The sequence below is a fragment of the Pseudomonas sp. XP2 genome (assembly GCF_053557975.1).
Genome location: NZ_JBNRIK010000023.1, coordinates 55,582 through 71,638, shown reverse-complemented (window position 1 = coordinate 71,638; position 16,057 = coordinate 55,582). Strand labels below are relative to the sequence as shown.

Sequence of the window (16,057 nt, the reverse complement as noted above, 5' to 3'; positions counted from 1 at the left end):
AAAAAAGCGTAAAAAGTGGGTTCAATCAATCGATTAATCAGTTTATTCCGGGCTGCAGTTCACGGCGATCCGTAGTTTGATGATCTGCCTGTTGAATTTGGCAGTGACATCCACGCTTTTACCGGCCGGCACGTTCACCCGGCGTACCCGCGGTGCCTCCGGGCCATTGCGGAAGGTCACCTTGCACGCCGCCGGCACTTGCCCATAGTTGTTGAGGGTAATGGCGCCGATGTCGTAGGCCGTGTCATAGGCGGTGTAGTCCAGCTTGACCCCGGTCAGTTCCTTTTCCACATCGATGGGATAGGCCATGGCCCCGAGGGGCAGGCACATCAGTATTGCCGCACAACATTTCTTCATGGGCCGCTCTCCTTGAAAGAGCGCAGCTTAGGACAACAGGAGCGAAAGATGAAAGCGCCGCGCGTAACCCTTGACCAGTGGCGAACCCTGCAAGCAGTGGTCGATCACGGCGGGTTTGCCCAGGCCGCCGAGGCACTGCACCGCTCGCAGTCCTCGGTCAGCTACACCGTGGCCCGCATGCAGGAACAACTGGGTGTGCCACTGCTGCGCATCGACGGCCGCAAGGCGGTGCTGACCGAGGCGGGCAACGTGTTGTTGCGTCGCTCTCGCCACCTGGTCAAGCAGGCCAGCCAGCTCGAAGACCTCGCCCACCATATGGAACAAGGCTGGGAAGCCGAGGTGCGCCTGGTGGTCGATGCCGCCTACCCCAGTGCCCGCCTGGTACGTGCCCTGGCCGCGTTCATGCCGCAAAGCCGCGGCTGCCGGGTGCGCCTGCGTGAAGAGGTGTTGTCTGGCGTAGAGGAAGTGATGCACGAAGGCATCGCCGACCTGGCCATCAGCAGCTACAGCATTGGCGGCTACCTGGGCGCCGAGCTGAGCGCGGTGGAGTTCGTCGCCGTCGCCCACCCTGAACACAGCCTTCACCGGCTGGGCAGGGAACTCACCTTCCAGGACCTGGAAAGCCAGCTACAGGTGGTCATCCGCGACTCCGGCCGCGCGCAGCCACGCGACGTTGGCTGGCTGGGTGCAGAGCAGCGCTGGACGGTCGGCAGCCTGGGCACCGCCTCCACCTTTGTCAGCAGCGGCCTGGGCTTTGCCTGGCTGCCCCGACACATGATCGAGCGCGAACTGCGCGAAGGTGTGCTCAAACCATTGCCGCTGGATCAGGGTGGCAGCCGCCACCCACTGTTCTACCTTTATTCGAGCAAAGAGAAGACCCTGGGCCCGGCCACGCAGATTCTCATCGAGCTGCTGCGCAACTTCGACACCGCGCCACTGGACGTGCCCTTCGCAGCCCCCCCGCAAGCCTGAGAGGACCGCGCCCATGGCCTATTTCGAACACGAAGGATGCGCACTGCATTACGAGGAATATGGCCAGGGCGACCCGTTGGTGTTGCTGCACGGCCTGGGCTCCAGCTGCCAGGACTGGGAGTTGCAGGTGCCGGTGCTCAGCCGGCATTACCGGGTGATCCTCATGGACATCCGCGGCCACGGTCGCTCCGACAAACCGCGCGACGGCTACCACATAGCCACCTTCAGTGCCGACCTGCTGGCCCTGCTCGAACACCTGCACACGGGGCCCGTGCACTTCGTCGGCCTGTCGATGGGGGGTATGGTCGGCTTCCAGTTTGCCGTCGACCACCCGCAATGGCTGCGCAGCCTGTGCATCGTCAACAGCGCCCCCGAAGTCAAGCGCCGTACCCGCAGCGACTGGCTGTGGTGGCTCAAGCGCTGGGGCCTGGCACGCATCCTCAGTGTCGAAACTGTCGGCAAGGGCCTGGCCGAACGACTGTTCCCCAAGCCTCACCAGGCTGCCCTGCGGCAGAAGATGGCCCAACGCTGGGCGCGCAACGACAAGCGCGCCTACCTCAAGAGCTTCGACGCCATCGTCGACTGGGGCGTGCAGGAACGCATCGGCCGTATTCACTGTCCCAGTCTGGTCATCGCTGCCGACCACGATTACACCCCGATACAACTGAAACAGCGTTACGTTGCCTTGATGCCCAACGCCAGGCTGGTGGTCATCGACGATTCGCGGCACGCTACGCCCCTCGATCAACCCGAGGTCTTCAACCAGACCCTGCTGCAGTTCCTCGCAGCCGCTTCCACCTCTCAAGGATCTTTGAGCCCATGCTGAAAAAACTCCTGCTCACCGCCTGCTCGGTCGCCTTCGCCACCAGCGTCATGGCCTCCGACAAGACCCCGCACGTCATGCTGGACACCAGCTTCGGCCAGGTCGAAATCGAGCTGAACGCCGAGAAGGCGCCGATCAGTACCAAGAACTTCCTCGAGTACGTCGACAGCGGCTTCTACAACAACACCATTTTCCACCGAGTGATCCCCGGCTTCATGGTCCAGGGCGGCGGCTTTACTGACCAGATGGTACAGAAGAACACCAAGGACCCGATCAAGAACGAGGCCAGCAATGGCCTGCTGAACACCCGCGGCACCCTGTCGATGGCGCGCACCTCCAACCCGAACTCCGCCACCAGCCAGTTCTTCATCAACGTAGCCGACAACGATTTCCTTAACCCGGGGCGCGACGCCGGGTACGCCGTGTTCGGCAAGGTGACCAAGGGTATGGACGTGGTCGACCAGATCGTCAACTCGCAAACCACCACCAAAAAAGGCATGCGTGATGTACCGGCCGACCCGGTCTACATCAAGTCGGCCAAACGCATCGACTGACCGCAGGCTGCACAGGGACGTGCAACCGCCTGAGGGCCGGATGGAACAGGAGTGTCGTTACCCATGCTGTACCGTCGTTTTGAACAACTGATCGATATCTTTCGCGAAGCCCCCAGTGAATCGCCACCCACCACCGTGTGGCCGTTCTACCTGTATTACCTGCGCCAGGTGTGGCCCAGCTTCCTTGCCCTGCTGGTGGTCGGCCTGTTCGCCTCGCTGATCGAGGTGGCGATGTTCAGCTACCTCAGCCGCATCATCGACCTGGCCCAAGGTACGCCAAATGCCAGCTTCTTCAGCGAGCACAGCGGTGAACTGATCTGGATGCTGGTGGTGATCCTGCTGCTGCGGCCGTTGTTTTTTGGCCTGCACGACCTGCTGGTACATCAGACCATCAACCCCGGCATGACCAGCCTGATCCGCTGGCAAAACCACACTTATGTGCTCAAGCAGAGCCTGAATTTCTTCCAGAGCGACTTCGCCGGGCGCATTGCCCAGCGCATCATGCAGACCGGCAACTCGCTGCGTGATTCTGCCGTGCAGGCGGTGGACGCGTTGTGGCATGTGCTGATCTATGCGATCACCTCGCTGGTGCTGTTTGCTGAAGCCGATTGGCGCCTGATGCTGCCGCTGCTGGTCTGGATCGCTGGCTACATCGCCGCGCTGTTCTACTTCGTGCCACGGGTCAAGGAACGTTCGGTGATCTCCTCCGACGCCCGCTCCAAGCTGATGGGGCGGATCGTCGACGGCTACACCAACATCGCGACGCTGAAGCTGTTCGCCCACACCGACTACGAGCAGCAGTACGCACGTGAGGCGATCCGCGAGCAAACCGAAAAAACCCAGCTGGCCTCGCGGGTAATTACCAGCATGGACGTGGTCATCACCACACTCAACGGCCTGCTGGTGGTTGCCACCGCAGGCCTGGCGCTGTGGCTGTGGAGCCAGTCACTGATCACCGTTGGCGCCATCGCCCTGGCCACCGGCCTGGTGATCCGCATCGTCAACATGTCAGGCTGGATCATGTGGGTGGTCAACGGCATCTTCGAGAACATCGGCATGGTCCAGGACGGCCTGCAGACCATTGCTCAGCCGGTTACCGTCACCGACCCGCCCAACGCGCCGGCGCTCAAGGTCAGCCGCGGCGCGGTGCATTTCGATGATGTCGACTTCCACTATGGCAAGGCTGCCAATGTGATCGAAGGGCTCGACCTGAACATTCGCCCGGGCGAAAAAATCGGCCTGATCGGCCCGTCCGGCGCGGGCAAGTCGACGTTGGTCAACCTGCTGTTGCGCCTGTATGACGTGCAGGGCGGGCGCATCCTCATCGATGGCCAGAACATTGCCGAAGTGAGCCAGGCCAGCCTGCGCGCACAAATCGGCATGATCACCCAGGACACCTCGTTGCTGCACCGCTCGATCCGCGACAACCTGCTGTACGGCCGCCCCGATGCCAGCGAGGCGCAGTTGCACGAAGCGGTACGCCGCGCCCGCGCCGACGAGTTCATCCCGCAACTGTCGGACGCCCAGGGGCGCACCGGCTTCGATGCCCATGTGGGTGAGCGCGGGGTCAAGTTGTCGGGCGGCCAACGCCAGCGCATTGCCATTGCCCGGGTGCTGTTGAAGAATGCGCCGATCCTGATCATGGACGAAGCCACTTCGGCGCTGGACTCGGAGGTGGAGGCCGCCATTCAGGAGAGCCTGGAGACGCTGATGCAGGGCAAGACGGTGATTGCCATTGCCCACCGGCTGTCGACCATTGCCCGGATGGACCGGCTGGTGGTGCTGGACAAGGGCCGGATTGTCGAAAGTGGCAGCCATGCGCAGTTGCTAGAGCAACAAGGGTTGTATGCCCGGCTGTGGCATCACCAGACCGGGGGCTTTGTCGGGGCCGACTGATCTGCGCTACGGCGCGCTTCTTGTAGGAGCGGCCTTGTGCCGCGAAAGGGCTGCGCAGCAGCCCCAGGTTTCAGCTTCGCAGCAATAATTGCCGGGGCCGCTTTGCGGCCCTTTCGCGGCACAAGGCCGCTCCTACAGGGATCGCGCTGCAGCCGAAGACACATCAGTCCCGGCGGTAGGGCAACATCCCCCTCGCCTCCTCGGCATACCCCTTGACCCCTTCGCGCTCCTGCAGCAGAAAATCCTCCACCGCCCGCCGCAACCCCGGGTGCAGCAGGTAATGCCATGACCGCGTGAGTACCGGCTCAAACCCACGTATCAGCTTGTGCTCGCCCTGCGCCCCGGCATCGAAACGCTGGTAACCCTCGGCAATGGCAAAGTCCATGCCCTGGTAGAAACACGTTTCGAAATGCAGCCGGTCGAACTCATCCAGGCAACCCCAGTAGCGGCCAAACAGGCTATCGCCCCCCACCAGGCTCAAGGCCATCGCCACATCGCGCCCACCTTGACGGGCCATCACCACACGCAGCGCCTCGGGCATGCGCTCGGCCAGCAGGCTGAAAAAATCGCGCGTCAGGTAGGGGGCACGACGGCGCACCGCATAGGTGTTGGCATAGCACAGAAAGACGAAATCCCACTGTGCCTCGTCCAGTTCATCACCGCGGTACCAACGGAATTCGATGCCCTGCCCTGCCACCTGCTCTCGCTCCTTGCGCATCTGCTTGCGCTTGCGAGAGCTCAGGCTGTCGAGAAAGTCCTGGAAGTCGCGATACCCCCGGTTTTGCCAGTGGAACTGGCAACCCAAGCGTTCCATCCACCCAGGCAGGCCGGCCAACTGCGCGTCCAGCGCCGGGTCGGTGAAGTTGATGTGCGCACCTGAAAGCCCACCCTTGCCCAGATACTCCGGCAAGGCCTGCAGCATCAGCAAGCCGTCAGCCGGATCGGCCGCCAGCAGCCGTGGGCCGCTGACCGGACTGAACGGCACAGCGCCGAGCAGTTTTGGGTAGTAGGCGATGCCAGCCCGCTCACAGGCCTCCGCCCAACCATGATCGAACACATACTCGCCAAACGAGTGCCATTTGCGATATGCCGGCAACAGTGCCCGTACCTGCCCGTCACGCTCCAGCACCAGGTGCTCGGCGGCCCAGCCGGTATTTCGCTGCACGCTGCCGCTGTCTTCCATCGCGCTGAGGAAGGCATGGCGCAGGAACGGTTGGCCCGCCGGCACCAGGGCATCCCAGGTGGCCGCCGGAAGATCACGCAAATGGGCAAGGCTATACAGGCTGGTCACGGTTTCGGCTCGCTGTCTGAAGGCCCTCAGTATCCCCAAGGATGGCCCGGCACTCAAATGACGAAAGCCAGGCTGATCCTTTTACTCTCAATTACTTAACAACAGTGCCACTAATTAGACATTAATCTGTCATTGGCCCCCGCAATACTTGCGCCTGTTTTCCGGAACCCCAGAACCTGTCTATTCAGGCCCTTTCCGAAGACATGCCAACGCAGGGGCAGGCGCTTGAGCCTCCCCCATTTTTTTCAGTAGGGAGAACCTTATGCGTCTTGTTTCTACACTTACCGGAGTGAGCCTCACCGGCATGATGCTGGCTCTGAGCGCCCCGGCCAGTGCTGCTGTCGACGCCAAGCTGCTCGAAATGCTCCGCGCCAATGGCTCGATCAACCAGGCGCAGTACAACGAACTGCAGGGTGACCTGGCAAAAGAAACCAAGGAAAAGGCCGACCAGAAAGCTCAGTCCGAACGTATGAGCTCCTTTGAACAAAAAGTGGCATGGGCCGCCAAGACCCAGATCAAGGGTGATGTGCGCCTGCGTTACGAAGACGTCAACGTTGACAACCCGATCTCCCGTAGCGGCAACCAGGACCGTGAGCGCGTGCGTGCCCGTGTCGGTTTCTACAGCGAGATCAACCCGCAGGTCGACGCTGGCGTGCGTGTGGCCACCGGTAGCAGCGCCGATGCTCGCTCGACCAACCAAAGCCTGGACAACTATTTCGAGAAGAAATCGCTGTGGGTCGACCTGGCCTACCTCGACTGGCATCCGACTGCCGTGCCAAACCTGCACCTGATCGGCGGCAAGATGATGCAGCCATGGGTGAGCATGGGCGACATCATCTGGGACAGCGACATCAACCCTGAAGGCGTGGCGGCTACCTACAAGACCAACCTCGGCCCCGCCGAAGTGTTCGGCAGCATCGGCCACTACAACCTGAAAGACAACGTAGACGGCGACGGCGTGCAGTACAAGCACGACGCGCAGCTGTACGCGGCCCAGCTGGGTACCAAGTTCAACGCGGCTGACACCGTCAAGGTTACCGTGGGCGGCAGCATTTACGGCTACGACAACGACAAGGCCTCGGCTGCCCTGGCTTCGCTGGGCAACACCACCAACGAGTTCCAACTGGTGGAAGGTTTTGGCCAGGTCGACTTCACCGGCTTCGCCATCCCGCTGTCGGCTTACGGCCAGTTCGTCAAGAACACCGAAAGCACCGACGGCAAGGACAAGGCCTGGCTGGCCGGCCTGAAGAGCAAGATCGGCGCCTGGAGCCTGGACTACAACTACCGCGACGTACAGCGTAACGGTGTAGTGAGCCTGTTCACCGACTCCGACTTCGGTAACGGCTTCACCGGTTCCCGTGGCCACAAGTTCAAGGTGGGTTACGAAATCGACAAGAACTTTGCGCTGGGCGCGGCCTACATGATGGCCAAGACCGACTACTCCAACCTGCCGAACAGCGATGCTGACGTAGACACCCTGCAGGTAGACCTGGAAGCCAAGTTCTAAGCGTCACCCTCTCTGCTTCAAGCTGAAGCGGGAAACGCCGACCCCATCCGGCGTTTCCCGCTTTTTTTGCCTGTGAAATTGTAGGGGGCTGCTTCGCAGCCCATTCGCGGCACTAGGCCGCTCCCACAGTGGGACGCGATCCCTTGTAGGAGCGGCCTTGTGCCGCGATGGGCCGCAAAGCGGCCCCCGGCTATCTCGGATCAGACCAGGCAATCAGCGCTTGCGCAAGATCACGCTACCAATCGAATACCCCGCACCAAACGAGCTCAACACGCCCAGCGAGCCCTTGGCCAGGTCATCCTGGTACAAGTGGAAGGCAATCACCGAACCCGCCGAACTGGTGTTGGCATAACGGTCGAGAATCACCGGTGCATCTTCCTCGGCCACTTCACGCCCCAGCAGCTTCTTGACGATCAGGTGGTTCATGCTGAGGTTCGCCTGGTGCAGCCAGAAGCGCTTGACGTCGCTCGGTTGCAGGCCGTTTTCCTGCAGGTGCTCACCGATCAGCTCGGCCACTTTCGGGCACACCTCGCGGAACACCTTGCGGCCTTCCTGGATGAACAGTTTGTCTGCCGCACCTTCACCCTCTTCCGCCGCACGGTTAAGGAAGCCGAAGTTGTTGCGGATGTTGTTGGAAAACTCGGTCCACAACTTGCTGCTGACGATGTCGAACTGGTGCGCCGAGGTGGCCTGGTCGGCACGCTCGATCAGCACCGCCGTGGCGGCATCACCGAAAATGAAGTGGCTGTCACGGTCACGGAAGTTCAGGTGGCCGGTGCACACCTCCGGGTTGACCATCAGTACCGCGCGCGCCTGGCCCAGGGCCACGCTGTTGGCGGCGGTCTGGATGCCGAAGGTGGCCGACGAGCAGGCCACGTTCATGTCGAAGGCAAAGCCCTGGATGCCCAGCGCCTGTTGTACTTCGATAGCAATGGCCGGGTATGGGCGCTGCAAGTTGGAGCATGCGACGATTACCCCATCGACATCGGCAGCGGTGCGGCCGGCGCGCTCCAGGGCCTGGCGGGCAGCGGCGACGGCCATTTCGCAGAGCACCGACGGCTCGTCGTTGGAACGCTCTGGCAGGCGTGGCTTCATGCGCTGCGGGTCGAGGATGCCGGCCTTGTCCATGACAAAGCGGCTCTTGATGCCCGAAGCCTTTTCGATGAACGCCGCGTCGGACAGCGGCGCCGCTTCGACCTCACCGCGCTCGATGGCAGCGGCGTTGTCCTGGTTGAACTGCTGCGACCAGGCGTTGAAGGAGGCCACCAGTTCTTCGTTGGAAATGCTCTGGGCCGGGGTATACAGGCCGGTGCCGCTGATCACGACGTTATGCACGGTCGTTCCTCTGGTCAAAGGCCATCGCCACGGGGCGCTGGCTGGAAACATGACAGATTAATGGCACTTTAGTACCAATTTTGGGGCGTACGCTCACCCCTGTGGAAGCGGGCGCGCCCGCGAAGGGCCGCAAGCGGCCCCAAACTCCCCAAAGTTTGCCACAAATAAGGGAGGTTAGCCTTCCACCTGGCTCCATTGTTTGCTCAATCTTTTGTCGGAAATCGGCACTTTGGTTCCCAGTTGCTGGGCAAACAACGACACCCGGTACTCCTCCAGCCACCAACGGTACAACGCCAGTTGCTCATCACGCTTGCCTTCTTGGGCATGCTTGTCGGCACGGGCCTTGTACTGCGCCCACAGGTTGGCCAGCTCGCCGGACCAGACCCGGTCTTTCTGCACTTGCGAACCCAGCTTCTCCAGGCGCAGTTCAACCGCCTTGAGGTAACGTGGCAGCTCCTTGAACCAGGCCGCGGGTGTTTCGCGCACAAAGCCCGGGTACACCAGGTTACCCAGCTGCTGCTTGATGTCGTTCAGCGCCACCGCCTGGCTCAGGTCGATCTTGCCCTTGAAGCGCTTCTGCAACCCATGCCACAGCTTCAGCACTTCCAGGGTTTGCCGCGCCAGGCGCTCGGCATGCTCAGCCCAGCTGCCGCGCTTGCGCTCTGCCAGCCCGGCCAAGGCCGCACCATCACGCGGCAGCGGTTGTTCGCCTTCAAGGATGCAGCTGTCCAGGCTGGCCAGCAGAATGTCTTCGACCAGCGCTTCGACCCGACCCAGTTCACGGTACAGCAGGCCCAACTCGGTCAGCCCCGGCAACTTGCCGCGCAAGAACTTGGCCGGCTCGGCCAGTTGCTGCAGCAATAGCCGTTGCAACGCGCGGCGGTGCTGGAACTCGGCTTCGGCCTGGGTCGAGAAACGCCCTTCGCGCACGGTGCCGTTGTCTTCGACCAGTGCCGGGTACACGGTCATCGACAGGCCGGCAATCTTCTGCTGGGCGGTCTGTTTCACTTCGCTGAAGGCTTTGGCCTGCACCGGCTGTTCGCTTTTGGCATCACGCGGCACCGCCAGCGCTGCCTGACTGGCAGCGGCAAAGCGTGCAGTCAGCTCGGCCAGGTCGCGGCCTTCGCCAAGGAACTTGCCTTGGCCATCGACCACTTCGATGTTCATCCGCAGGTGGCCTTCGACCAGCTTGACCGATTCGTCCCAGGCCTCATCGGACACCCGTGCACCGGTCATGCGCAACAGCTCCTGGCCCAGGGCCTGCGGCAGCGCCCCTTGACCGAAAGTCATGCGCGCCAGCGAGGCCTTGACGAAGTCCGGCACCGGCACGAAGTTCTTGCGCAGCGCCTTGGGCAGGTTGCGCACCAGCGCCACGCACTTGGCCTCCAGCAGGCCTGGCACCAGCCATTCCAGGCGCTCGCCGGGCAGGCTTGGCAGCAGCGGTGCCGGCACCCGCACGGTCACGCCGTCACGCGGGTGGCCTGGTTCGAAGTGGTAGGTCAACGGCAGGCGCAGTTCACCGACTTGCAGGCTGTCCGGGTACTGCGCAGCGGTGACTTCGCTGGCCTCACGGGCCAACACGTCTTCCTCGCGCATGATCAGCAGGTTCGGGTCCTTCTGGCTGGTCATGCGGTACCAGGCATCGAAGGTCGCGGTCTGGTGGATCTCCGCCGGCAAGCGCGCTTCGTAAAAGGCGTAGAGGGTTTCTTCGTCGGCGAGAATGTCGCGCCGACGAGCCTTGGCCTCCAGCTCGTCGAGTTCTTCGAGCAGGCGTTTGTTTGCCGCCAGGCACTTGGCCCGCGACTGGATTTCACCGCCAACCAGGCCCTCGCGAATGAACAGCTCACGCGAGGTCACCGGGTCGATCGGGCCGAAGTGTACCGGCCGGCGGCCGACCAGGATCAGGCCATAGAGGGTGATCTGCTCATAGGCCACCACCTGCCCACGCTTCTTTTCCCAGTGCGGTTCGAAGTGATTCTTCTTGATCAGGTGGGTCGCCAGCGGCTCGATCCAGTCAGGCTCGATCTTGGCGACCATACGCGCATACAGCTTGGTGGTTTCCACCAGTTCCGCGGCCATTACCCACTGCGGGCGCTTGCGGCCGATGCCGGAAGACGGATGCACCCAGAAGCGCCGCTGGCGGGCGCCCTGGTAATCGCCCTCTTCGGTTTTCTGGCCAATCTGGCTAAGCAGGCCGCTAAGGATGGCCTTATGCACCTTCTGGTAGTCAGACGGCTCCTTGTTGACCACCAGCTGCAGCTCGCGGCAGATCAACGACAACTGGCGATGGGCATCGCGCCACTCGCGCAAGCGCAGGTAGTTGAGGAAATTCTTGCGGCACCAGTTGCGCAACGGGCTGGCAGTCAGGGCCTGGCGTTGCTCTTCGAAACCCCGCCACAAATTGACCAGTGCGGCAAAGTCGGTATCAGCGTCCTTCCACTGCGCATGCGCCTGATCAGCAGCCTGCTGGCGCTCCGGCGGGCGCTCGCGTGGGTCTTGCACCGACAGCGCACTGGCAACGATCAGCACTTCCTGCAGGCTGCCCTGGCGTGCGCCTTCAAGCAGCATGCGGCCCAGCCGCGGGTCGACCGGCAGACGCGCCAGTTGGCGGCCGATGGGGGTCAGCTGGTTCTCGCGGTTGACCGCCGACAGCTCCTGCAGCAGGTTGAAGCCGTCGCTGATGGCCTTGCCATCCGGTGGCTCGATGAACGGGAAGGCATCGATCGCACCCAGGCGCAAATGCAGCATCTGCAGAATCACCGCCGCCAGGTTGGTGCGCAAGATCTCCGGGTCGGTGAACGCGGGCCGGCTGTTGAAATCTTCTTCGCTGTAAAGCCGTACGCAGATGCCTGGCTCTACCCGGCCGCAGCGGCCTTTACGCTGGTTGGCACTGGCCTGGGACACCGCCTCGATAGGCAGGCGCTGTACCTTGGCGCGGTAGCTGTAGCGGCTGATGCGCGCCGTGCCGGTGTCGATCACGTAGCGGATACCAGGTACCGTCAGCGAGGTTTCGGCAACGTTGGTGGCCAGCACCACGCGCCGCCCGGTGTGCGGCTGGAAGATGCGCTGTTGCTCCGCTGGCGACAGGCGCGCGTACAGCGGCAAAATCTCGGTGTGGCGCAGTTGCGCCTTGCGCAGGATCTCGGCGGCATCGCGGATTTCCCGCTCGCCCGGCAGGAAGATCAGCACATCGCCCGGCCCCTTGCCCTCACTGCGCTCATGGTGCGAAAGCTCATCCAGGGTCGTGAGGACGGCCTGGTCGACGGTGAGGTCATCCTCGATCTGGTTGCCTTCCTCGTCCTGCTCGCTGGTCAGCGGGCGGTACCAGGTTTCCACCGGGAAAGTGCGCCCGGACACCTCGATGATGGGCGCGTCGTCGAAGTGCTTGGAAAAACGCTCCAGATCGATAGTCGCCGAGGTAATGATCAGCTTCAGGTCCGGCCGGCGATGCAGCAGGGTCTTCAGGTAGCCGAGCAGGAAGTCGATGTTCAGGCTGCGCTCATGGGCTTCGTCGACAATGATGGTGTCGTAACGCTCCAGGAGGCGGTCGTGCTGGGTTTCGGCCAGCAGGATACCGTCGGTCATCAGCTTGACCAGGGTATTGGAGTCGCTCTGGTCTTCGAAACGCACCTGGTAGCCAACCAGCCCGCCCAGGGGCGTGCCCAGCTCTTCGGCAACCCGCGCCGCCACGCTGCGCGCGGCGATCCGGCGCGGCTGGGTGTGGGCAATAAGGCCATGGCTGCCACGGCCCAGCTCCAGGCAGATTTTCGGCAGCTGGGTGGTCTTGCCCGAACCGGTTTCGCCGGCGATCACCAGCACCTGGTGCTCGGCCAGGGCCTTCTTTATTTCGTCACGTTTGGCGGCGATCGGCAGGTTGTCGTCGTAACGCACGGTCGGCACACTCTGCTGGCGCGCGGTGACCTGAGCGCAGGAGGCCTGGACCTTTTCCACCCACTGCGCCAGTTTCGCCTCGTCGGGGCGCTTGCGCAGTTCGTGCAGTTGCCGCCGCAGGCGATGGCGGTCGGCGATCATGGCGTGGTCGAGGTTTTGCAGCAGTTTGTCGATGGCGTGGTCAGTCATGGGGCTTTTTAGTGATGCAGGTGAGCCTGCTTTTTCATGATCGGCATTCGAAGGATGCGCGATTGTCGCAGATTTGAGCCTACTTTGCTGTCCAGGCTGGCACGGTCCCTGTAGGAGCGGCCTTGTGCCGCGATGGGCTGCGGCAGCAGCCCCAGGATCTGCGCCTCAGCACACAGTGCCGGGGCTGCTGCCGCAGCCCATCGCGGCACAAGGCCGCTCCTGCAGGGATCGTATGGCGGCTGAAAGTTTAGCAAGGGCATATGTAAAGGTTGCCATTCACTGCTTTAATCAACCTTACGCCGCATGTGAGTATCAAAGGCATGACTCCCGTCCAGCCCATCGCGCCACCGTCTTCCCGCCCTTCGCTCCCGAAGGCCCGGAGCCGTGCCGGGGAAAATCCGCTGGTCCACATCATCCTCGCCTTCTGGGCCCTGTGGCACTGCCGCCACGCGCGCCCACCGGACACTTCACTCACGCCATTGTGAACAAAACCGGCCAGCGTCTGGCCATTTGACTCAACTGGGCCGCCTGCTTGTGCGGTGGCCCCGTGCGTACGTGAGCGAATCAATCATGCACTTTGCACCCGCAGAGCAGGCTGCCCGTTTTCTGGCCGACAACCCCGATATCGAGCTGTTCGAACTGTTCATCCTTGACGCCAACGGCGTGCCGCGCGGCAAGCTGTTGCACCGCGAGGAACTGCTGGCCGTGTACCAGACCGGCCGGCCGCTGCCCAGCACCATCCTCGGCCTGACCCTGAACGGCGACGACGTAGAAAACTCGGGCCTGGTCTGGGACGTGGGCGACATCGACTGCCGCGCCTACCCGCTCGAAGGCAGCCTGGTGCGCTTGCCCTGGCGCCGGGTGCCCACTGCTGCGGTGCAGGTCAGCATGCACCCGAGCGAAGGCCTGCCGGCCAGCGTCGCCGACCCGCGTCATGTGCTGCTGCGCACCATCGAAGCGCTGAAAGCCGACGGTTATCACCCGGTGATGGCCTGCGAGCTGGAGTTCTACCTGCTCGACCAGCAACGCGACGCCCAGGGCCGCCCGCAACCGGCGCTGGACAACGATGGTGGCCGCCCGCGCACCACCCAGGTCTATGGCCTGCGTGAACTGGAGCAGATCGAACCGTTCCTCGCCGACCTGTACGCGGCCTGCAAGGCCCAGGGCATTCCGGCGCGTACCGCTATTTCGGAATACGCACCCGGCCAGGTGGAAATCACCCTGGAGCACGGCGACGCCCTGCAGGCGATGGACCAGGCCGTGCGCTACAAGCGGCTGGTGAAAGGCGTGGCCCACGCCCACGGCATGCAGGCCTGCTTCATGGCCAAACCGTTTGCCAACCTGGCCGGTACCGGCATGCACATGCACCTGAGCCTGGCGGACAGCGCGGGCAACAACCTGTTCGCCAGTGAAGACAAAGCCGGCACCCCGCTGCTGCGTCAGGCCGTGGCCGGCATGCTGCGCCACCTGCGCGATTCGCTGCTGCTGTTCTGCCCCAACGCCAACTCGTTCCGCCGCTTCCAGGCCAACAGCTATGCGCCGCTGGCGCCGACCTGGGGCGTGGACAACCGCACCGTGAGCCTGCGTGTACCCGGCGGCCCGGCCAACAGCCGGCATGTGGAGCACCGCATTTGCGGCGCCGACGCCAACCCCTACCTGGCCGCAGCGGCTATTCTCGCCGCCAGCCACCGGGGCATCCGCGAACAGCTGGACCCGGGCGCACCGGTGGAAGGCAACGGCTATGCCCAGGCCACCGAACACCTGCCCACCGACTGGCTGACTGCCCTCGACGCCCTGCAACATTCCCATTGGGCCCGCGAAGCATTGGGCGAAGACTTCCTTGGCGTGTACCTGAAGGTCAAACGCGCCGAGTACCGCCAGTTCATGGCCGAAGTCAGCGAGCAGGACTGGCGCTGGTACCTGCACCAGGCCTGAGCCCCTACATAACAAGGAACACCCATGAACGCAGCATTGAACAATGGCCCGGCGCAACGTGCGCCGTCCTACTACAGCGCCACGCTCAACGACCACACCGAGTACCCGCAGCTCAAGGGCACGGTGCAGGTGGACGTGGCCATCATCGGTGGCGGCTTCACCGGCGTCGCCACGGCGGTGGAGCTGGCCGAGCGTGGCCTGAAGGTCGCCATCGTCGAAACCAACCGCATCGGCTGGGGCGCCAGCGGGCGCAATGGCGGCCAGGTCACCGGCAGCCTGTCGGGCGACGAGGCCATGCGCACGCAGATGCGTAGCCACCTGGGCGCCGAAGTCGACGATTTCATCTGGCACCTGCGTTGGCGCGGGCACCAGGTGATCGAACAGCGCGTGGCGCGCTATGGCATCGACTGCGACCTCAAGCACGGCCACCTGCACGCGGCGATGAAGCCCTCGCACATGAACGAGCTGCGCGCATTCGAGGCCGAGGCCCAGCGCCGGGGCATGGGCGAGCAGGTGCAATTGCTCGACCGCGCCGCAGTGGCCGAGCACCTGCAGAGCCCGCTGTACCTGGGCGCGTTGAAGAACCTGCGCAACCTGCACCTGCACCCGCTCAACCTGTGCCTGGGTGAGGCCCGCGCTGCCCACAGCCTGGGTGCATTGATCTTCGAAAACTCCGAGGTGCTGGACATCGTCCACGGCCCGCGCCCGGCGGTGGTAACCGCCCACGGCCGGGTCGAGGCACGCCAGGTGATGCTGGCCGGCGATGTGTACCACAAACTGGAAAAGCGCCAGCTCAAGGGCAAGATCTTTCCGGCCATGGGCGGTATCGTCACCACCGCGCCGCTGGGTGAACTGGCCGAGCAGATCAACCCGCAGGACCTGGCGGTGTACGACTGCCGCTTCGTGCTCGACTATTACCGCCTGACCGCCGACAAGCGCCTGCTGTTCGGCGGTGGCGCCAACTATTCCGGCCGTGACTCACGGGATATCGAAAGTGAACTGCGCCCGTGCATCGAGCGCACCTTCCCGGCATTGAAAGGCGTGCCGATCGAGTTCCAGTGGAGCTGCGCCATGGGCATCGTGGTCAACCGCATCCCGCAGTTGGGCAAGCTGTCGGACAACGTGTGGTACTGCCAGGGTTATTCGGGGCACGGCATTGCCACCAGCCACATCATGGGCGAAATCATGGCCGAGGCATTGACCGGGACGCTGGAGAAGTTCGACACCTTTGCCCAGTGCAAGCATGTGCGGGTGCCGATGGGGGATTTGCTGGGCAACCCGCTGCTGGCGGCGGGGATGTGGTACTA

11 protein-coding genes are annotated in these 16,057 nt (G+C 63.2%); 7 read left to right on the top strand and 4 right to left on the bottom strand.

Annotated elements, in window-relative coordinates; genetic code table 11:
• Window positions 1–42 precede the first annotated feature (42 nt).
• On the bottom strand, window positions 43–357 hold the full coding sequence (locus tag ACK1VC_RS21825; RefSeq protein ID WP_024717905.1) for a hypothetical protein: 315 nt from the start codon (window positions 355–357) through the stop codon (window positions 43–45).
• 48 nt (window positions 358–405) lie between these two features.
• Between ACK1VC_RS21825 and ACK1VC_RS21820 the strand changes: the two genes are divergently transcribed.
• From ACK1VC_RS21820 to ACK1VC_RS21805, 4 genes are all read left to right on the top strand, one after another.
• A complete protein-coding gene (locus ACK1VC_RS21820; protein ID WP_016488550.1) occupies window positions 406–1,329 on the top strand; it encodes a LysR family transcriptional regulator in 924 nt (307 codons plus the stop codon).
• Between the two features lie 13 nt (window positions 1,330–1,342).
• Entirely contained in the window at window positions 1,343–2,155 is an 813-nt protein-coding gene (locus ACK1VC_RS21815; protein ID WP_060519163.1) for an alpha/beta fold hydrolase, read from the top strand.
• On the top strand, window positions 2,149–2,706 hold the full coding sequence (locus tag ACK1VC_RS21810) for a peptidylprolyl isomerase A (protein ID WP_016488552.1): 558 nt from the start codon (window positions 2,149–2,151) through the stop codon (window positions 2,704–2,706). The genes ACK1VC_RS21815 and ACK1VC_RS21810 overlap by 7 nt, the downstream gene beginning before the upstream one ends.
• A gap of 63 nt (window positions 2,707–2,769) precedes the next feature.
• The gene (locus ACK1VC_RS21805; protein WP_191086864.1) at window positions 2,770–4,602 is read left to right on the top strand and encodes an ABC transporter ATP-binding protein; all 1,833 of its coding nucleotides are present in this window, start codon (window positions 2,770–2,772) and stop codon (window positions 4,600–4,602) included.
• A gap of 163 nt (window positions 4,603–4,765) precedes the next feature.
• Here ACK1VC_RS21805 and ACK1VC_RS21800 read toward each other — a convergent pair whose 3' ends face one another.
• Window positions 4,766–5,893 carry a GNAT family N-acetyltransferase gene (locus ACK1VC_RS21800; RefSeq protein WP_191086865.1) on the bottom strand — a complete coding sequence of 376 codons (1,128 nt, stop codon included), beginning with the start codon at window positions 5,891–5,893 and terminating at the stop codon, window positions 4,766–4,768.
• A 262-nt stretch (window positions 5,894–6,155) separates the two neighbouring features.
• Between ACK1VC_RS21800 and ACK1VC_RS21795 the strand changes: the two genes are divergently transcribed.
• Window positions 6,156–7,400, top strand: a complete 1,245-nt coding sequence (locus tag ACK1VC_RS21795) for a putative porin (protein WP_016488555.1) — start codon at window positions 6,156–6,158, stop codon at window positions 7,398–7,400.
• A 213-nt stretch (window positions 7,401–7,613) separates the two neighbouring features.
• Here the strand turns inward: ACK1VC_RS21795 and ACK1VC_RS21790 are convergent, their stop codons facing one another.
• A complete protein-coding gene (locus tag ACK1VC_RS21790; RefSeq protein WP_016488556.1) occupies window positions 7,614–8,735 on the bottom strand; it encodes a beta-ketoacyl-ACP synthase III in 1,122 nt (373 codons plus the stop codon).
• A 174-nt stretch (window positions 8,736–8,909) separates the two neighbouring features.
• On the bottom strand, window positions 8,910–12,815 hold the full coding sequence (gene hrpA, locus ACK1VC_RS21785) for an ATP-dependent RNA helicase HrpA (protein WP_449118043.1): 3,906 nt from the start codon (window positions 12,813–12,815) through the stop codon (window positions 8,910–8,912).
• Between the two features lie 570 nt (window positions 12,816–13,385).
• On the opposite strand from hrpA, the gene ACK1VC_RS21780 reads away from it, so the two are divergent.
• Together ACK1VC_RS21780 and ACK1VC_RS21775 are read left to right on the top strand one after the other, a co-directional pair.
• Window positions 13,386–14,750, top strand: coding sequence for a glutamine synthetase family protein (locus ACK1VC_RS21780; protein ID WP_060519171.1), 1,365 nt, complete (start codon window positions 13,386–13,388; stop codon window positions 14,748–14,750).
• A 24-nt stretch (window positions 14,751–14,774) separates the two neighbouring features.
• On the top strand, window positions 14,775–16,057 hold a 1,283-nt coding region (locus ACK1VC_RS21775), incomplete at its 3' end, for an NAD(P)/FAD-dependent oxidoreductase (protein WP_449118042.1).